Source organism: Pseudomonas sp. NBRC 111131, assembly GCF_001320525.1.
GTDB lineage: Bacteria > Pseudomonadota > Gammaproteobacteria > Pseudomonadales > Pseudomonadaceae > Aquipseudomonas > Aquipseudomonas ceruminis.
In genome coordinates, this window is the sequence record NZ_BCBH01000003.1 from 21,929 (window position 1) to 40,132 (window position 18,204).

Genomic DNA, 18,204 nt, shown 5'->3' on the forward strand with positions numbered 1-18,204 from the left:
GTGTCTTTCCTTTCAGGCGCTGGCGCGGGTGGCCTGTTGCGCTTGTTGTAGGGCAATTTCCTGGTTGCGCAGGATGAAACGTTGCAGCTTGCCGCTCGGGGTCTTGGGCAATTCGCTGACGAATTCGATTTCACGGGGATAAGCATGGGCGTACAGGCGTTGGCGCACATGCTGACGCAGGGTTTCTTCCAGGTCGGCGCCACCGTGGTATCCGCCGGCCAATACCACAAAGGCCTTGATCAGCTCAGTACGCTCGGGGTCGGGCTTACCGATCACCGCCGCTTCGACCACCGCAGGGTGCTCGATCAATGCGCTTTCCACGTCGAAGGGGCCAACCCGATAACCGGAGGTGGTGATCACATCATCGCTGCGCCCGACAAAACTGATACTGCCATCGGCATTGAGCTCCACGGTGTCGCCACTGAGGTAGTACTTGCCCACGAAAGACTTGGTGGGCACGCCGTGATAACCACCGAACCAGCACAACGGTGACTGTTCCCGGTCTACCGCCAGGATCCCAGGCTGCCCGGCTGGCAACTCCTCACCCTGTTCATCCAGCACGACGATGCGGTGGCCAGGAATGGCAAACCCGGCCGAGCCCAAATGGACCGGGTGGGCAAGGCCGTGGTGGTTGCACAGCACCATGCCCAGCTCGGTCTGGCCATAATGGTCGTGAATGGTCACTCCCAGCTGCTCGGCGAACCAGCGGATCACCTCTGGGTTGAGCGGCTCACCGGCGCTGCTGACTACCCGCAGCTGGCCCTTGATCGGCGTGGAGAACTCGTTGCCTGCGGCAATCAATAACCGGTAAGCCGTGGGCGAGCCTGCCAGGTTGGTGATGGCCAGCTTGTTGATGACCTGGGCACAGCTCTGGACGCTGAAGGGGCCATCGTAGAAGGTAGTGGCGCACCCGAGCGACAATGGGCCGGTGACAGCGTAGTAAAGGCCGTAGGCCCAGCCCGGGTCGGCCAGGTTCCAGAAGTTGTCCTCTGGACGCAGGTCAATGGCATCGCGCATGTAACCCTGGAAGGCGACGATGGCGCGCAGCGGCACTTCCAGTGGTTTGGCCGGGCCGGTAGTGCCAGAGGTGAACATCAGCAGAAACGGGTCGTTGCCGCTAAGCATGACCGGTTCGCATGCCTCGGCAGCCGCCGCCAGGCACTGATGGAAATCCAGCTCACCCGCGCGCGCCTGCACGCCGATGATGGTTGGGCAATCGGTTACCTCGTCCAGCTTGGCGCGGTTGAGGCTATCGGTGACCACTACCCGTGCATGTGACTGCTCGAGGCGGTGCTCGATGGCCTTGGGGCCAAAGGCAGTGAACAGCGGCTGATACACCGCGCCCAGCCGCCAGGTGGCAAGGATGGTCACCAACAATTCGGGGGTACGTGGAAGCAACCCTGCGACCCGATCGCCAGCGCCTACCCCTTGGGCTTTAAGGACATTGGCAAAGCGTGCAGACGAGGCGCGCAGTTCATCGAACGTGAAATGCTGGCTATTGCCGTCACGGTCTTCGTACCGCAACGCGAGCTTGTCGCTGCCACAATGGCGGTCGCAGCATTCGACACAGGCATTGAGCTCAGCAAGAGTGCCCTGCAGCGCTGCGGCAGCTGCCTGGGCATGGTCGAACGCACCTGCGGCCTGGGCGTAATCGCGCATCGTCAGACTCCTGGTTTCTTATTGTTGGAGTACAGCCTTGTTCTGAACGATGTTGTCCCCCTGCACGCTGCTCGGCAATGGCCAAACCGCTCAATCGAGATGAGCGGTTTGGCCGTACGTGTCAGCCCCGGCGTGCGGCATCGGACCTCAGCTCGTACCGGGTAAGCGCAACCCGATGCTGATTCACTGCCCTGTGGTGCTCGACCTCGTACTCATCCAATACCTGAGCGCGCATTTGCGGGGTAGCGTCAGGGTTTTCGGCATGGAACCTTGCGATACGTTCACGATAGGCATGCTCCATCGCCTGAAAATCGCTGGCGTAGCGGTTGCCCAGGTAACGCTGCCAGAAACTGCGCTGGCTCAGGTCCTCGGCAAAGTCTTCAATACCGCCTACCTGCTCGATGCGTTGCCTGACATCACCTATCAACGCATCATCCACCCCCAGCGCTTCAATACCTCGCAGGGTGCGGGGCTGGCCTGGCAGGCTCAGCGCCTCGCGCAGCCGTACGCGGTACAACAGGTCGATATCCCGGACGTCGACTTCAGCGACCTCTGCCTCGTCCCCAGCAGCCCGACGCGCAACCTCTCGCTCCTCATTCAGTTGCACAGCCGTCTGACGCGCAAGCAATGCCACATAATCGAGGCGGTACAAAGCAAACCCCAACCGGATATGCGCAGACACCTGATCAAGCTGGGTGGCATTACGCTCAGCCTGCGCCTGCAGCAGGCGCAGTTGCATGCGGCTGAATACATCCACGACCCGGTTCTGGGCCTGTGGCTGTTCAGCGGCCCACTCGAACATTTCGCTGCATAGCGATGGATAGATCTGCATGTCGTGGAGCAATGCCCACACCTGCTCGGCCAGGTGATCACGCGCGTTCTCATAGTCAGCGACATGCTCAAGCTGCCCCAGCAGCTGGATAAAAGCGTCGCTGTCGTTTTGCGCCGCCACGGCATCCCACGTCAGGCCGCGCTCGAAGCGTACCTCTGCGGCACAAGCACCCAGCCACACCTGACGTATGTGCTGCGGCTCGACCGCCAGTTCTGCTACCTCGGGAATACCCTCAAGCGCGTGAAGCGCCATGACCTGCACAGCGCTCAACCGGTTGTGATCCACCAGGAACGCCTGACGGAATGATCGTGGCATCTGCAAGGTCTCGGGTGCGATTTGGCTGAGCACGTTGTCACGCAGGTCAGCCACCTGCAGACGCGGGCATAATTCGATGTACTGCGGCCATGTGTTCAGCCGGCAATGGCGCAGGCTCAGATGCTCCAGTTGCTGGAGCCGATGGAATCTCAAGAACACCGCGCCAATGGGGTTGTAGCTCAAATCCAGGCGAGACAGCCGAGGAAGCGCGCTAAGCACTTCGATGGTCAACGGATTCAAGCGGATGAGATTGCGCGCCAGGCGCACCGTACGCAGCTCCTGCATATAGGCGAGCCCGATCGGGATACTCAACAGGCGGTTGCCGTTGAGGTTCAGGGTACGCACGTTGACGAAGCAGTGCAAAAAGTCAGTGGGCACATGGGTGATCGCGGTGTCGTTTATGACCAACGTTCTCACATACCTGAACGTCACGTGCCCAGGCAGCTCAGGCAAGCTGGCCAGCTGCGCGAAACCCAGTGTCATTCGCAGGCCAGCAGGCTGGCCGTCGGCCGCCGGAATAAACTCGCCCTGCCCACGCCAGGCGCGCAGCAGGCTATCTGCCAGACGCTGGCGATTGACACGCTGCGCATCACCCAGCTCTGCCAATACCCAACGGTTCAATGCACGGTTCAATTGTTCGTGGTCATCCTGCAACCGTGCCAGCGCAGCAAAGGGCGTTTCATCGCCGCCCATCAACCCCTCGAGCTCTTCGTTCAGCTGATTGTCACCCAAACCAGGAAAGAGCGCGCGCAAGCCATCGAGCAGGGTCTGCCGAGAAGTGGGCAGGCCTTCCCCGCGCCCACTGAGCGCGTACCCTACCCGGCCATTGGCCATCCGCTGGCCGGGGTTGAACCAAGGCGCCTGCACGGGCCAACCGAGCAGCGCTACCTTGCCCTGGTTACCGGCGGGTAGCCGCTCTGCAAGCATCCGGCGCAATTGCCCGGCCGCATCGCCCTGCTCGATACCCAAGGTGCGCAGTTGGGCAGGAGACAGGGCCGCCACCACCGCTTCGAAAACATTCAACGGTGCGGGACCTGTTACCGACAATGCGCGGCCTTGCCCATCGTACAGATGGAAGTGCCTGTCGATGCGCACCAACTGCAGGCGCCCCGCCTGCGGCTCTTCTGGGCCCAACACCGCCACCACACGTCCATCCGAGGCTGCTTCGCGCACCTCCAGCGCAAGCTCTGCGGGCCACCCCGGCAGGTTGGGCAACAGGGCAAACGCCAGTTCGTCGGTTTCGCTGCAGCTCACACCGTCCAGGTAGAAACCTTCGACAGCCCGCGTAAGCCGCGCGGCCCGCAGCAGCGACCGGGCCTTGTTCGCCAGCGCCAGCGGCACGCGTTGCTGCGCCCGGGCAATGTTCAGCGCCGTTGGGCTCAGGCCATCGAGCACTTGCGCAATATAGCTTTTGGGTAACCCGGGGAAATCACGTGCAATCACTGCTGCCACAGGACCGCTGGCGCGCGGTCCGTAAGCAAAATGCTCCAGCGCCCGCCAACGTATCGACGGCATCTGCCCGATCAGCCGCTGGCGCAAGCCCGCCGACGGCCCGGCCACTTCAGGCTGCGCGCTGCACCAGGCAAGCAGGTCGCCCTCAGTGTGGGCAAGCGTTCCTTCGCTCAGGTGGCCGATGAATGCCTCAATGCGTGCGTGTGCCTCAAAGCGGCGCAAGGTGTCGGCCAGCGTGATGGGTGCAGGACGGTTTTCCACCAGAATGCCGCGCAATTCATCCTGATCGATGCCGGCAATGCTGAGTATCTGCTGCGCTTGCAGGGCATCGACAGGAGGATGCTGCGGCCACAGGCAATCAAGCATCCGGGCGCTGTCCTGCCACTCCAGAGGCCGCTCCCCCATCAAGCGCCATCCGCGTTCGCCGTTATGCAGCACCCTCGGCCCGTATGCGCCGGCCCGTGAAGGGTGGCGTAGGCGCCAACCGTCTTCAGGCGTGGGGCGATGCACTTCGTAGTAGCGGCTCTGGATGCGCAACCAGCGCCGCGGCCCTGCGCCATACAGGCCATCCGCTTGCAGGCGGGCATCGCCAGGACTTGTTTCGTAAGGCTTCAAGTCGTTGGCCCACAGCCGCTTGCGCTGAGTATCCAGCGCGATCGGCTCAAGCGCATTGATGAACGCACTGCGCACGATCGCCACCGCCGCCACGGTGGCGGTGGCCACCGCGAGGGTTTCGGCCACGCTGAGCAGATGCTCCAGCGCCTCGTGCTGATGCCCCTCCTGCCAGTCCATGGCGCCCTCATAGACTTCAGAGACCATCTGCACCACCAACTGCCCGAGCAGCAGCGCGCCTACCACAGGCAAAAAGAGCCCAGCGAGGTTGATCAGCCCCATTGCCGATGCTTCCCACACCAGCAGCCGCTGCCTGGCCGCGGCCTCATCGATCTCGGCAGTGGGTACCAATAGCAAGCGCGCATCGTCCTTCACCTGCTGCACCTGAAGCCTGGCAACGGCGAAAAAACAATCTTCGACAATGGCGCCTCGCTCTATCTGCAGGTCTGGCTGCGGATCCTTCAGGCGGTTGTCGAGGGTCCTCAGGAAGGCCGGCCGATGCATCAGGCCCACTTGCCGGGCCACGCACTGGCGAAAACCAGGCGTTTTCAATTGCGTGACAAGGGCGTCATGCAGCTCGGCCAACGAGTTGAAACGCTGCAGAGCCTGTGCTGGGTCGCTGGGCACATAAAGCAGTACGCTTTCGACAGCGCCGTTGGGGGCTCGCAGCTCGATCAGCAGTGCATCACCCAACTGCTGCCCCAGTATTTGCAGCGTACTGACGCTGTGGGGCAAAGGCTGCCCGATGGTATTGGGGATGAAAGTGGCCACCTCGCGCAGCGCCACTTGCTGCAAACCGCTGATCTGTCCCTTGAGCACGGCGATTTCCAGGGCGAGTAGAAAACCGGCTCGCTTATCGTGGGCGACAAGCGCCAGGTTCTGCTCGTGGTAAACCTGCTCAAGTTGTTCCTGGTATAGCGTGCCGGCGTCCAGTTGGCGGCAACGCTCTATGAGCCTCGCATCACCGGCGACCAGCACGTCGTGGCTACCCGCACGCCCAAGGCCGCTTCCCTGGAAAAAGCGGGTACCCGCCTCAAACCCCTGCATCAGCCGCATCAGCCCAGGCGCGTAGCTGTAGGAGGGCGCATAGCGAAAGGGCTGCGAACCTTCCAACGAAGGAATTTCAGGCGTGACGGTCATCCAGCGCAGGTCAGCGATATCCGTCTGTGCAGGTAGATCGTCCTGCAGCAAGTGCTGAAACTGCTGCTGGGCGAACCGTTGCAAAGGCAGCAAGTCGCTGGTTGCGCTTCGCAGCCGGGCCTGGCTGTGTTGATGGGCTTTGAACGTATCGCGCAGTTTCCTGATCTGGCCCCGGGAAGCGCGCTTGAGCCAGTCAGGCAGCTGGGCCTTGACGAATTCGTCCGTGGCGCTCGATAGCCTGTCGTCCACGGAGCGTGTTTGGGAGGTGGGGGTGGCCAGGTTCATGGCGGCTCCAGCAAGGGTTGAAGGAGCTACATGCTTCTACCTCGCAGGCATCGCCAGCAGTTGGAAAGGCTTCAGTTGTCAGGGCAGCCCAGCTCACTCACCGGTATTGCCTGCCTGAATCAAGGCGCGGTAGTGGCCAGGGTTGCAACCGAACCATTTGCGAAAAGCCTTGTAGAACGAACTGCTGTCAGCAAACCCCAAACGCTCGGCGAGCTCGCCCAACGCTGGCTCCGCCTGGGCCAACCAGGCAATTGCCAGTTCACGGCGCGCGCTGTCTTTCAGGCGCTGGTATGTCTGCCCCTCGTCCGCCAGGCGCCGACGCAGGGTAGCGCCGGACAGGCACAAGCCGCGCGCCAGGCTGTCGGCATCTGGCCAATCGACCGGGTCCAGCGCAAGCAGCTCACTCCGGATGCGCCTGGCCAGGCTGGCGGGGTCGCGGTATTTGACCAGGATGTTGCCGGGGGCTTCGGCAAGAAACCGCTGCAGCTCCTGAGCAGTCCGCTTGAGCGGCAGCTCCAGGCAGTCGGCGGCGATGATCATGCGCGTACGCGGCCGGCCAAATTGCAGGTTTTCTGAGAACATGACCCGGTAATCATCGCAGAACGGTGGCTCGTCGCAGCGCAGGTCGATGGCCAGAATCGGAATGCGCCGCCCGGCCAGCCAGCAGGCCACTCCGTGGACGATCATCCAGAAGGTGAAATAGGTGAACGCGCGGCGCGGTTGCTCACGGGGTTCGTTGACCACAATCTCGGCCAGGCTCTGTTGGCGCACCAGGCTGGGCTGCAGGTCATCGAGCATCAACGAAAGGAAACCCAGCGCGATCTCCAGCCCCGCACCGAGGGTCGGCTGGGCCATGGCGGCCCGGGTCAGAAACGCCAGGCTACCCATGGGCAACCCGCGGCGGTCCATGGCGAAGAATTCATCGTTGCAGCGCCGGGCCAGCAGCCGCCAGAGCCGAGCGTATGCATCGGCTGAAACCCGCGCCTGCGCCAGGGTGAGTTGCGCGGGGTCGATCCCTGCGCGCAATAGCACGCCGACGTCGGGTTGCCCCGCCGGGCAGGTTTGCAACAGGGCCTCGCGCACCAGTTGCATGGAAATCGTGTCTTTCTCGCTCATCGGCCATCCAGCAGGTTGCGCGGTCCCGGCCCTCGATGGCCGACACCTGAAGTATGCCAGGGGGCGATCATGCCTGTGTCAAACCCATGAATGCCTGAATCAGGCGCAGTTCCCGACGCCGCTCCAGGCAGCCGATCATGTGCCGGTTCACCAGCCCGACACCGGCGATGGGCCGCGCCACCACACGTGGATCGTGGGACACCTCCATCGACGAGACGATGCCGATACCCAACTCGGCGGCCACCGCTTCGGTCACAGCTTCGCGACTGTCCAGTTCCAGCAGTACCCGGGGCTGGACGTTGGCCTGCGTACAGGCCTGGTCGAAGGTTCGGCGGGTGATCGAGCTGGGTTCGCGCAGCACCATGATCTGTTTGTGCAGGTCGACCAGCGCCAACTCTCCGCTGGCAAGCGCCCAAGGGTGGCCCAGCGGCAACAAGGCGCACATCCGCGAGTCGCCCAGGCTTTGCAAGTACAAGCCCTTGCGCGGCTCCACTTCGGTCAATACCGCCACATCGGCATGCTCCGAAAGCAATGCCGCCAAGGTTTCCTGAGCGTTGCCCAGGCGCAGGTTGACCGTAATGCCCGGGAAGCGCGCCCGCAGTTGCGCCAGCATGGGCATGACCCGGTGCGGCCCGTCGGCCGCCACCTCCAGCCGCCCGGTGAGCAATTGCCGATTGGCCTCGAGCATGGCCTGGGCTTCTTCGGCCAGGCCGAACATGGCGCGGGTAATGGCTGCCAGCCGAATTCCTTCCTCGGTCAGCTCGACCCGCCGGGCTGTACGGCGCAACAGCGTGATCTGGTAGCGCTCCTCCAGCGCCTTGACGTGCCCGGTCACCGCCGGCTGGCTGATGAACAGCCGCGCGGCGGCTCGAGTGAAACTGCCTTCACGGGCGACGGCATCGAAGGCACGTAGCTGGAATAGGTTCATTTCTATCGTTCTGACTTATACCTGGCATAACAACAAGCAATTTGATTGATGAGCAGGTGAATTGCAACCTAGCACCCGTAGTTTCAGCGCCAGATTTTTTGGCTGACCACCCGCAGCTTGTGAGGAACCACGGAATGAGCAACGCCCCGATCCTGCTTACCCCCGGCCCGCTGACCACGTCACTCCGCACCCGCCAAGCCATGCTGGTGGACTGGGGTTCGTGGGACCGCGACTTCAACCAATTGACCGCCAGCGTCTGCGAGCAACTACTGGCGATCATCGACGGTAGCGCCAGCCACCATTGCGTGCCCCTGCAAGGCAGTGGCACCTTCGCCGTCGAGGCTGCCATCGGCACCCTGGTACCGCGCGACGGCAAGGTGCTGGTACTGATCAACGGCGCGTATGGCCAACGCCTGGCCAAAATCTGCAAGGTACTGGGGCGCAACTACAGCACCTTCGAAACCGCCGAAGACCAGCCCACCACCGCCGCCGACGTTGATCGCCTGCTGGCCGGCGACCCTGCGGTGACCCACGTGGCGCTGATCCACTGCGAAACGAGCACCGGCATCCTCAACCCGTTGCCCGATATCGCCCAGGTGATCAAACGCCACGGCAAGCGCCTGATCATCGATGCCATGAGCTCGTTTGGCGCGCTGCCGATCGACGCTCGCCAGATTCCCTTCGACGCATTGATCGCCGCGTCCGGCAAGTGCCTTGAAGGCGTGCCCGGCATGGGCTTCGTCTTTGCCGAAAAAACCGCCTTGGCGGGTGCCGAGGGCAATGCCCACTCACTGGCCATGGACCTGCATGACCAGCATGCCTACATGGCCAAGACCGGCCAGTGGCGGTTCACGCCGCCCACCCACGTGGTCGCAGCCCTGCACGAAGCGTTGCAGCAGTACAACGAGGAAGGCGGCCTGCCGGCACGGCATCAGCGCTATGCCGACAACTGCAAGACCCTGCTCGATGGCATGGCCGCCATCGGCCTGCGCAGTTTCCTGCCGGCCGAAATCCAGGCCCCTATCATCGTCACCTTCCACGCCCCAAATGACGCCCGCTACCAGTTCAAGGACTTCTATGAACGGGTCAAGGCCAAGGGCTTCATCCTTTACCCAGGCAAGTTGACCCAGGTCGAGACCTTCCGCGTCGGCTGCATCGGCGTAGTCGGGCCAGACGGCATGCAGGCCGCCGTCGATGCCGTGGCCCACGTGCTGCGGGAGATGGAAGTGCTGGATATCTGACCTTTTGCCCACCCCAATTTAGGAAATAGCGCACATGAACTACAGCAATCCAACCCAGCTGCAAGCCGCCATCCTTGACTGGGCCGGCACCGTGGTCGACTTCGGCTCCTTTGCCCCCACGCAGATCTTCGTCGAGGCCTTTGCCGAGTTCGACGTCCAGGTGTCCATCGAAGAAGCCCGTGGCCCAATGGGCATGGGCAAATGGGACCACATCCGCACGCTGTGCAACGTGCCGGAAATTGCCGAGCGGTACCGCAACGTATTCGGCCGCACGCCGACTGATGATGACGTCACCGCCATCTACAACCGCTTCATGCCGCTGCAGATCGAAAAGATCGCCGTGCACTCGGCACTGATTCCCGGCGCCCTGGATACCCTCACCGGGCTGCGGCAGGACGGCCTGAAGATCGGCTCGTGCTCGGGTTACCCCAAAGTAGTGATGGACAAAGTGGTAGAACTGGCCGCGCAGAACGGTTATGTCGCCGATCATGTGGTGGCCACCGACGAAACCCCCAACGGGCGCCCCTGGCCGGCACAGGCCCTCGCTAACGTAATTGCCCTGGGTATTGACGATGTGGCGGCCTGCGTCAAAGTCGACGACACGGTGCCGGGCATTCTGGAAGGCCGGCGCGCCGGCATGTGGACTGTCGCGCTGGTGTGTTCGGGTAACGCCCTGGGTCTAACCTGGGAAGGCTACCGAGCGCTGAGCGCGGAAAAGCTGGAGAGCGAGCGCAAGCGCATTCATGCGCTGTTTTCGGGGTCGCGCCCGCACTACCTGATCGACACCATCAATGAGCTGCCCGAGGTAATCGCAGACATCAACCGGCGCTTGGCCAAGGGGGAGATGCCGCAGGCGTTCTGACATACCTGTGGTGTAGCTATCGCCGGCAAGCCGGCGATAGCACCGGCTCAGAGCGCTCGGTTCAATTTCACCCAGGACGCAAACTTGTCGATGAACCCCTGCAAGAACGGCCGCGTCTTGTCATTGAGCTTGCCACTGTCTTCGAACAGGCTCGCCGCCCCGCCGATGTAAGCCTCGGGCATCTGCATGCAGGGCATGTCGAGGAACACCAGCGACTGACGCACCGCATGGTTGGCGCCAAACCCGCCAATGGCCCCCGGCGACACACTCACCACCGCCGCCGGCTTGCCGCTCCAGGCGCTTTGCCCGTAAGGCCGCGAGCCAACGTCGATGGCGTTCTTCAGGCCGCCCGGCACTGAGCGGTTATATTCCGGAGTGACGAACAACACCGCGTCGCTGCGGCGGATCTCATCGCGAAACCGCTTCCAAGGCTCAGGCACGCCAGCGGCTTCGACGTCCTCGTTATAAAGCGGCAAGTCGCCGATTTCGACAATCTTCAGGGCAAGACTGGACGGTGCCAGCTCTGAAAGTGCCCGGGCCACCTTGCGGTTGTAGGAATCCTTGCGCAAGCTGCCGACGACGACCGCTACCGAATACACCTGGCTCATGGCGATTTCCAACCTTTGCTGGGTTAAGAGACGTTGTAGTTATAGATGACTGTTTCTCACTGCTTAGGTTTTTTTTCCCTGTACAGAAAACTTCCAGGTATCTTCCAAGGTCTATGCCTGCAGACATTTCCTACGTAATTCAGAGGTTTTCACCTAAATGGCAGCAGTAATGGTCGGCCAATTCCACGCCCGTGACGCCGAAGGCCGTATCTACCCCGTTCACGAGTTCCAGGAGTCTACCCTGCAGGCCGACGGCAGCGCCTTGGGCGCACCGATCACCACGTACCGCCTGGCCATCGGCGACCGGGTCAACCACCTGGGTGAGGACCGCTTCGAACTGGCGCAGACAGGCGTCGAGATCATCCGGATTCCTTGATGCAGTCCACCGTGTAGGTGCCGCCCTCGTTCTGCAGCCCATGCACATCGGCAACGAAGCCAGGGAAGCCGCTGTTGAAGGCACGGGCAAACGCCAGGTAGTCGAGGATTGCGCGGGTCGCTTCGGTAAAACGCTCACCGGGCATGATCAGCGCAATACCCGGTGGATACGGCACCAGCATCACAGCCGCAACCCGGCCCAGCAGCGCCTCGATCGGTACGGCCTCGACCTCACCGCGGACCATCTGGTCATAGGCCCGTGCCGGGCTCAGCGCCGCCTCCGGCAGGCAGCTGAACAGGCGCTTCAACTGCTTGGCCGTGGCATTGGCCCGATAACAGTCATGCAACTGGTCGCACAAGTCGCGCAAACCGATACCTTGATAACGTGACGCATCGACCGCAACGATGCTGGGCAAGCAGACGTTCAACGCCGTATTGCCGTCATAGTGCCGTTTGAACTCGAGCAATTCGGTCAACAAGGTGCTCCACTTGCCCTTGGTGATACCCATCGAGAACAGCACCAGGAAGCTGTACAGGCCGGTTTTCTCCACCACCAACCCGCGCTCCCAGAGAAACTTGCTGACAACTGCTGCCGGAATCCCCCGTTCACCCAATACGCCACCCGCGCTCAGGCCCGGCATCACCAGTGTCACCTTGAGCGGGTCGAGCAGCACATAATCCGCCGTCACCTCGCCAAAGCCGTGCCACTCAGCCCCCGGCTGCAACAGCCAGTCCTGCGCGGCAAGCCGATGGATACCCTCCGCCGCCGGCGGTTGCCAGATGCTGAACCACCAATCATCCACCGCGATGTGTTCGCGCAGGTTGGCCAACGCCCGCCGAAAGCTCAGCGCCTCATCGAACATCTCCTGCAGCAGCGACCGCCCTGCAGGGCCCTCCATCATGGTCGAGGCTACATCCAGCGAGGCGAGGATGCTGTATTGCGGCGAGGTGGAAATGTGCATCATGAAGGCTTCATTGAAGCGGTCACGGTCCAGTTGCCGCTGGGCGCCGTCTTGCACGTGGATCATCGACGCCTGGCTGAAGGCGGCGAGCAGCTTGTGCGTCGAGTGAGTACTGAACACCAGCGGGCTGTCCTCGGCACAGGCCGTGCCCATGGCAAAGCGCCCGGTGAAGAAGTCATGGAACGCCGCATAGGCGAACCAGGCTTCGTCGAAATGCAGCACCTCGACGCTGCTACCAAGGGCCTGCTTGATCAGCCCGGCGTGATAGCACAGGCCGTCGTAGGTGGAGTTGGTGACCACCGCCAGCTTGATACGCGGCTCACGCCCATTGGCCAGTGGGTTGGCCTGGACCTTGGCACGGATTGATTCAGGGCTGAACTCGCTGAGCGGAATCGGCCCGATGATGCCCAGCTCGTTGCGTTCCGGACACAGGTAAATGGGGATGGCACCGGTCATGATGATCGCGTGGACCACCGACTTGTGGCAGTTGCGATCTACCAGCACCAGGTCATCACGCCCTACCATGGCGTGCCAGACGATCTTGTTGGCGGTGGAGGTGCCATTGATGACGAAAAAGGTATGGTCAGCGCCAAAATTGCGTGCGGCACGGGCCTCGGCCTCGGCCAAGGGACCGGTGTGATCCAGCAGCGAGCCCAGTTCCGGCACTGAAACGGAAAGGTCCGAGCGAAGCGTATTTTCCCCAAAGAACTGGTGAAACGCCTGGCCAACAGGGCTTTTGCGGTAGGCAACGCCACCGCCATGGCCGGGCGTATGCCAGGAGTAATTCGATTGCGCGGTGTGCTGCACCAGCGCCTTGAAAAACGGCGGTAGCAGGCCATCCAGGTAATTGTGCGCGGCTCTTGCAACCTGACGGGCGAGGAACGGCACGGTGTCCTCGAACAGGTACAGAACGCCGCGCAGCTGATTGAGCTCGCTCATGGCCTCGGCCGGGGCGTTTTCCAAGGTCACTTGCTCGCCCAGGGCGAAGATCGGCAGGTTCGGTGCACGCTGCCGCGCCAGACGGATCAGCTCAGCCATGTTTTGTAGCAGGTGGGTGTTTTCGCCGACGCCTTCGGCGGCTATCAGCATGCACGCCAGGCCGTGGTGCGTGGCGGCCACCAGCCGCGCCTCGGCATTGTCTGCCGCCGCGAGGATGGCAAACCCATCCTGGCGCAGCTCCTCGGCGATGCCGCGCACGCGCTCGCCGGCAACGCTGTCAGCCTTGATGGAGCGGTGGACAATGAGGATGGGGAACTTGAGGTCCTTGTACATCAGGTGGCTACCTCCGAAGGACGGGTCGTCCATTTCAGGGTAGTAGAGCTTGATGGCCGCTACTGGCTACGAATCAGCCGGCCGGTGTTTCGGTCAACACCTGCCACATCGAAGGCCCACCCGCGGACTTGGCAATTGCCGCCAGACGCTCGGCGTGCGCCTCCAGTTCCTCGGCATTGGCCAGAATCACCCGCCCAGGTGCACGCCCGGTAATCCGACGGATCTCGCTGCCGCCAGTGCCCTGCCCTTCGTTGTCGCCGTCAGCCCCATGCCCAGCCAGCGAAAGGCTGGTTTGGCCACCGGTCATTGCCAGGTAGACGTCGGCCAGCAGTTCCGAGTCGAGCAACGCGCCGTGCAGGTCACGGCCAGAGTTGTCGATGTCGTAACGTTTGCACAGCGCATCGAGGCTGTTGCGCTGGCCTGGGTGGCGCGCTCGCGCCAGCAGCAGGGTATCGAGGATGGTGCAGTGCTGGGCGAGATCAGCGCGGTCGTGCTGCCCCAGCAGGGCAAATTCGTTGTTGATGAAGCCGACGTCGAACGCCGCGTTGTGGATGACCAGGGTGGCGCCCTGGATGAACTCGAAGAATTCCTCGGCCACATCACCGAAGCGCGGCTTGCCGACCAGGAAGGCGTCGGTGATGCCGTGGACGTTGATGGCGCCCTCGTCACTTTCCCGATCCGGCTGCAGGTAGACATGGAAGTGCCGCCCGGTCAGTCGCCGACCAATGACTTCGACACAACCGATCTCGATGATCCGGTGGCCTTCGCTGACCGGCATGCCGGTGGTTTCGGTATCGAGAATGACCAGCCGTTTATCTTGTTGCTGCTCCACGCGGGGCGCTCCAACTTGCATCAGTTACAGAGCCGGGGAGTATACCTCAAGCGGTAACGTGCAAGCTGCTTTCAACGTTTGGCACGCACCTCATCGACACCACGGTTGGCCAACTGGTCGGCACGCTCGTTGCCGGGGTGGCCGATGTGGCCCCGCACCCACTTCCAGGTGACCTTGTGTCGGTTGACCTGCTCATCGAGCTGCTGCCACAGGTCGGCATTCTTCACCGGCTCTTTCGAGGCCGTCTTCCAACCGCGCTTCTTCCAGTTGACCATCCACTCATTGATGCCCTTCATCACGTATTGCGAGTCGGTGGTCAGTTCCACCTCGCATTCGCGCTTGAGTGCCATCAGCCCCTGGATCGCAGCCATCAGCTCCATGCGGTTGTTGGTGGTTTCGCGCTCGCCGCCCCACAGTTCCTTCTCGACGCCCTTGTAGATCATCAGGACGCCCCAGCCACCGGGGCCGGGATTGCCCTTGCAGGCACCATCGGTATACATCTGGACGCTATCGCTCATGTACCACTCATGTCAGTGCTTTTCAGTATCCGGGTTGGCCGCGGTGCGGTTGACCTTGGCCAGCGGCAACGGCAACAGCTTGCCCATCGGCTCGCGGCGCTCCTGGCGCAGCGGCCGCAGACCGACCACCATCTTGCGCGCCACCAGCAGGTACACGCCGCCGCCGGACGTCTGCCAGCCGCCGGCCACCCGCTCCCAGCCAACCAGGCGCTGTTGCCAGGCCGGTGAGGCAAGCGGCGGACGATAGCACCCGAAGCGGCGTTTCTCCAGCGCGAAGCCCAGCAGGTTGAGCCAGTCGCCCACCCGCGACGGCGAGATGCAGCGGGCCTTGCGCAGCGCCCCATGGCTGAAAAAGTGACGCACGCCCCAACTGCTCCAGGGGTTGATGCCGACAATCAGCAAATGACCGCCTGGGCGCACGGCGCTGGCTGCCTCGCGCAGCAGCCCATGGGGCGACAGGCTGAAATCCAGCCCATGCTGCAGGACCACTACGTCGGCGGCATGTTCGCTCAAGGGCCAGGCCTGCTCTTCGCAGGCGATCTCCACCCCTGGCAGTGGCGCGCCAAGGCGAACGTTACGCTGTACCTGAGGGGCGCTGGGGGGTGCCTCGGCGCAAGGGCCGTAGTGCACCAGATAACCACCGAAGAAGCGCCCGAGCTCCTCTTCCAGCAGTTTTTCCTCTTCCTTGAGCATCAGTTGGCCCAACGGGCCGTTGAACCACTCACGGGCCAGGCTGATCAGTTCGACCCAGTCAGGGTCGGCCTGGGCAAAGGCTTGGTCGTTCATTGCGCTCTCCCTCGAAGGTTCTCGCACCGCGCCATCGCGGCTAAGATGCCTTCATGTGCCACGCTTGGCGATACGGATCCGCACCATGATACAGATCGATGCTCTTCCCGCTTTCTCCGACAATTACATCTGGTTGTTACAGGATACTGCCAAACGCCGTTGCGCGGTGGTCGATCCCGGTGACGCCGCCCCGGTGGAGGCCTGGCTGGCCGAAAACCCCGGCTGGGTGCTCGAGGACATCCTGGTGACCCACCACCACAATGACCACGTAGGCGGTGTCGAACGCCTCAAGGCACTCACCGGCGCAAGGGTTTGCGGCCCCGCCAACGAGCGCATACCCGCCCGTGACCTTGGCCTGAATGAAGGCGACCAGGTGACAGTGCTGGGCGTCGCCTTCAACGTCATGGCGGTGCCCGGCCACACGCTGGGCCATATCGCCTTTTTCAGCGACCAGCCCACCACTCCGTTACTGTTCAGCGGGGACACGCTGTTCGCTGCCGGTTGCGGGCGCATGTTCGAGGGCACGCCAGAACAGATGCAACCCGCCCTCGCCCGCTTGGCGGCATTGCCCGAACAGACTGAGGTTTACTGCGCCCATGAATACACCCTGAGCAATCTGCGCTTTGCCAAGGCCGTGGAACCGCAGAATCCGCACGTTCAGCAACGTTTCGATGACGTTACCCGGTTGCGTGCGGAAAATCGCATCACATTGCCATCAACCATTGCCCTGGAGAGATTGACCAACCCTTTTCTGCGTACTTCTGAAACATTAGTTAAACAAAAAGCAGACGAATGGAAGGGACAATCAAACACCACGCATGTCGCTGTTTTTGCTGCTTTGAGGTCTTGGAAAGACACCTTCTGATAACCTCAAGATATATCGCAACATCAGTTGGACGGTTGACCCGGCCGGGTACGGTTTCTAGAATCGCCGAAATTTTTTGCCCGGAAACCTGTCCCCGCCGATGTCTTCCCGTAGCCGCAGAACCGCTCATTCAGTCGCCCTGACGCGCCTGGCCCAAATCAGTGCGCTGGCGCTGGCCGCCACCCTGGTGGGCTGCCAGAGCACCCGTCAGCTCGACGAATCCGACAGCGTTCGCGCGCACAGCTACCAGGCGCGGATCAAGCACAAGCCGGCGCCGCTGGCGATCAAGCCGGTCGACCAGCCTCCGCAGGATGTATGGGAGCGGATGCGCCAGGGCTTTGCCCTGCAGGACAGCATCGACGTCAACCCGCGCATCGAGCAGCAGCGCCTATGGTTCGCCAGCAACCCGTCGTTCCTGGAAAACGCCGGCGAGCGCGGCAGCCTCTACCTGCACTACATTGTCGAACGCCTCGAAGAGCGCGATATGCCACTTGAGCTGGCGCTGCTGCCAGCCATCGAGAGCGCCTACAACCCGATGGCCTACTCGCGCGCCCATGCCGCGGGCATGTGGCAGTTCATCCCGTCGACCGGGCGCCACTTCAACCTGCGCCAGACCCACTTCTACGACGGCCGCCGTGACATCACCGCGTCGACCAACGCCGCCCTGGACTACCTCGGCCGCCTCCACGACATGTTCAACGGCGACTGGCTACTGGCGCTGGCCGCTTACAATGCTGGCGAAGGCACCGTCAGCCGGGCCATCGAACGTAACGAAAAGCTAGGCTTGCCGACCGATTACTGGAACCTGCCCCTGCCGCAGGAAACCCGCGACTATGTACCCAAGCTACTGGCCCTGTCGCAGGTGGTCTCAACCCCTGAGGCCTATGGCGTGAACCTCAACCCGATCGCCAATGAACCCTACTTCGAAGCCGTCGCCATCAATGACCGCCTCGACCTGTCGCGGGTCGCCGCCTTCGCCAACATCGACGAAGACGAACTCATCCAGCTTAATCCGGCATTCAAGAAGCGCATGACCGTGGACGGCCCCAAGCAACTGCTGGTGCCGACCGCCAAGGCACAACTGCTGTCGGCCAGCCTCTCCAACCTCAAGCCTGAGCAACTGGTCAGCCTGCAGCCAAACAAGGCAGTCTTTGCTGCCGCAGTGGCCGAGGCCAAGGCACCTGCAACCGCGCGCAGCTACCGGGTCAAGCGCGGCGACAACCTGAGCAGCATCGCCAAGGCCAACCGGGTATCGGTCAAGGATATCCAGCGCTGGAACAAACTGCCGGGTAACCGCGTCAAGGCCGGGCAGGTGCTGGCACTGCGTGGCGGCAATGCACCCAGTGCAGCAGCCAACCGAGTGGCTGCGGCCGGGCAGCGCTCCACCCAGTACAAGGTACGCAAGGGTGACTCGTTGTATTTGGTTGCCAAACGTTTCAATGTTGAAATGCAGCACCTCAAGCGCTGGAATCCGCGCAGCGGGCATGCCCTGAAACCAGGGCAGACGCTGACCGTATATCTGTCGCACTGATGTGATCTGCGGG

The 18,204-nt window shown here is 62.5% G+C and carries 14 protein-coding genes; 5 read left to right on the plus strand and 9 right to left on the minus strand.

Going from position 1 to position 18,204, the window contains the following annotated elements; genetic code table 11:
• Positions 1-12: 12 nt before the first annotated feature.
• The 4 genes from APH34_RS03905 to APH34_RS03920 form a co-directional block, all read right to left on the minus strand.
• Positions 13-1,659: an acyl-CoA synthetase gene (locus APH34_RS03905; protein WP_054899873.1), complete on the minus strand. Its 1,647-nt coding sequence runs from the start codon at positions 1,657-1,659 to the stop codon at positions 13-15.
• 121 nt (positions 1,660-1,780) lie between these two features.
• Positions 1,781-6,295: an NEL-type E3 ubiquitin ligase domain-containing protein gene (locus APH34_RS03910; protein WP_054899874.1), complete on the minus strand. Its 4,515-nt coding sequence runs from the start codon at positions 6,293-6,295 to the stop codon at positions 1,781-1,783.
• Between the two features lie 93 nt (positions 6,296-6,388).
• The gene (locus APH34_RS03915; protein ID WP_054899875.1) at positions 6,389-7,411 is read right to left on the minus strand and encodes an AraC family transcriptional regulator; all 1,023 of its coding nucleotides are present in this window, start codon (positions 7,409-7,411) and stop codon (positions 6,389-6,391) included.
• 67 nt (positions 7,412-7,478) lie between these two features.
• Positions 7,479-8,339 carry a LysR substrate-binding domain-containing protein gene (locus tag APH34_RS03920; protein WP_054899876.1) on the minus strand — a complete coding sequence of 287 codons (861 nt, stop codon included), beginning with the start codon at positions 8,337-8,339 and terminating at the stop codon, positions 7,479-7,481.
• Positions 8,340-8,473: 134 nt separating this feature from the next.
• Here APH34_RS03920 and APH34_RS03925 point away from each other — a divergent pair, with 134 nt between their 5' ends.
• Positions 8,474-9,580 (plus strand): 2-aminoethylphosphonate--pyruvate transaminase, encoded by a 1,107-nt coding sequence (locus APH34_RS03925; protein WP_054899877.1) that lies wholly within the window; start codon positions 8,474-8,476, stop codon positions 9,578-9,580.
• A gap of 34 nt (positions 9,581-9,614) precedes the next feature.
• Positions 9,615-10,442 carry a phosphonoacetaldehyde hydrolase gene (gene phnX, locus APH34_RS03930; RefSeq protein WP_054899878.1) on the plus strand — a complete coding sequence of 276 codons (828 nt, stop codon included), beginning with the start codon at positions 9,615-9,617 and terminating at the stop codon, positions 10,440-10,442.
• 47 nt (positions 10,443-10,489) lie between these two features.
• Here the strand turns inward: phnX and APH34_RS03935 are convergent, their stop codons facing one another.
• Positions 10,490-11,050 (minus strand): NADPH-dependent FMN reductase, encoded by a 561-nt coding sequence (locus APH34_RS03935; protein ID WP_054899879.1) that lies wholly within the window; start codon positions 11,048-11,050, stop codon positions 10,490-10,492.
• 157 nt (positions 11,051-11,207) lie between these two features.
• On the opposite strand from APH34_RS03935, the gene APH34_RS03940 reads away from it, so the two are divergent.
• Positions 11,208-11,426: a hypothetical protein gene (locus tag APH34_RS03940; RefSeq protein WP_054899880.1), complete on the plus strand. Its 219-nt coding sequence runs from the start codon at positions 11,208-11,210 to the stop codon at positions 11,424-11,426.
• Here the strand turns inward: APH34_RS03940 and APH34_RS03945 are convergent.
• From APH34_RS03945 to APH34_RS03960, 4 genes are all read right to left on the minus strand, one after another.
• On the minus strand, positions 11,410-13,659 hold the full coding sequence (locus tag APH34_RS03945; protein ID WP_054899881.1) for an Orn/Lys/Arg decarboxylase N-terminal domain-containing protein: 2,250 nt from the start codon (positions 13,657-13,659) through the stop codon (positions 11,410-11,412). The genes APH34_RS03940 and APH34_RS03945 overlap by 17 nt on opposite strands.
• A 73-nt stretch (positions 13,660-13,732) precedes the next feature.
• Positions 13,733-14,491, minus strand: coding sequence for a DNA polymerase III subunit epsilon (gene dnaQ, locus APH34_RS03950; protein ID WP_054899882.1), 759 nt, complete (start codon positions 14,489-14,491; stop codon positions 13,733-13,735).
• A 71-nt stretch (positions 14,492-14,562) separates the two neighbouring features.
• Complete coding sequence (gene rnhA, locus APH34_RS03955; RefSeq protein ID WP_054899883.1) at positions 14,563-15,009, minus strand: ribonuclease HI; 447 nt, start codon at positions 15,007-15,009, stop codon at positions 14,563-14,565.
• A 12-nt stretch (positions 15,010-15,021) separates the two neighbouring features.
• The gene (locus APH34_RS03960; protein ID WP_054899884.1) at positions 15,022-15,795 is read right to left on the minus strand and encodes a class I SAM-dependent methyltransferase; all 774 of its coding nucleotides are present in this window, start codon (positions 15,793-15,795) and stop codon (positions 15,022-15,024) included.
• Between the two features lie 85 nt (positions 15,796-15,880).
• Between APH34_RS03960 and gloB the strand changes: the two genes are divergently transcribed.
• Positions 15,881-16,660, plus strand: coding sequence for a hydroxyacylglutathione hydrolase (gene gloB / locus APH34_RS03965; RefSeq protein WP_054899885.1), 780 nt, complete (start codon positions 15,881-15,883; stop codon positions 16,658-16,660).
• Positions 16,661-16,760: 100 nt separating this feature from the next.
• Complete coding sequence (locus tag APH34_RS03970; RefSeq protein ID WP_054899886.1) at positions 16,761-18,191, plus strand: lytic transglycosylase domain-containing protein; 1,431 nt, start codon at positions 16,761-16,763, stop codon at positions 18,189-18,191.
• The last annotated feature ends 13 nt before the right edge of the window (positions 18,192-18,204 follow it).

Bases quoted from the DNA above. Each gene is read 5' to 3' on its own strand.
- APH34_RS03905 (WP_054899873.1), bottom strand. From the start codon at position 1,659: ATGCGCGATTACGCCCAGGCCGCAGGTGCGTTCGACCATGCCCAGGCA.
- APH34_RS03910 (WP_054899874.1), bottom strand. From the start codon at position 6,295: ATGAACCTGGCCACCCCCACCTCCCAAACACGCTCCGTGGACGACAGG.
- APH34_RS03915 (WP_054899875.1), bottom strand. From the start codon at position 7,411: ATGAGCGAGAAAGACACGATTTCCATGCAACTGGTGCGCGAGGCCCTG.
- APH34_RS03920 (WP_054899876.1), bottom strand. From the start codon at position 8,339: ATGAACCTATTCCAGCTACGTGCCTTCGATGCCGTCGCCCGTGAAGGC.
- APH34_RS03925 (WP_054899877.1), top strand. From the start codon at position 8,474: ATGAGCAACGCCCCGATCCTGCTTACCCCCGGCCCGCTGACCACGTCA.
- phnX (WP_054899878.1), top strand. From the start codon at position 9,615: ATGAACTACAGCAATCCAACCCAGCTGCAAGCCGCCATCCTTGACTGG.
- APH34_RS03935 (WP_054899879.1), bottom strand. From the start codon at position 11,050: ATGAGCCAGGTGTATTCGGTAGCGGTCGTCGTCGGCAGCTTGCGCAAG.
- APH34_RS03940 (WP_054899880.1), top strand. From the start codon at position 11,208: ATGGCAGCAGTAATGGTCGGCCAATTCCACGCCCGTGACGCCGAAGGC.
- APH34_RS03945 (WP_054899881.1), bottom strand. From the start codon at position 13,659: ATGTACAAGGACCTCAAGTTCCCCATCCTCATTGTCCACCGCTCCATC.
- rnhA (WP_054899883.1), bottom strand. From the start codon at position 15,009: ATGAGCGATAGCGTCCAGATGTATACCGATGGTGCCTGCAAGGGCAAT.
- APH34_RS03960 (WP_054899884.1), bottom strand. From the start codon at position 15,795: ATGAACGACCAAGCCTTTGCCCAGGCCGACCCTGACTGGGTCGAACTG.
- gloB (WP_054899885.1), top strand. From the start codon at position 15,881: ATGATACAGATCGATGCTCTTCCCGCTTTCTCCGACAATTACATCTGG.
- APH34_RS03970 (WP_054899886.1), top strand. From the start codon at position 16,761: ATGTCTTCCCGTAGCCGCAGAACCGCTCATTCAGTCGCCCTGACGCGC.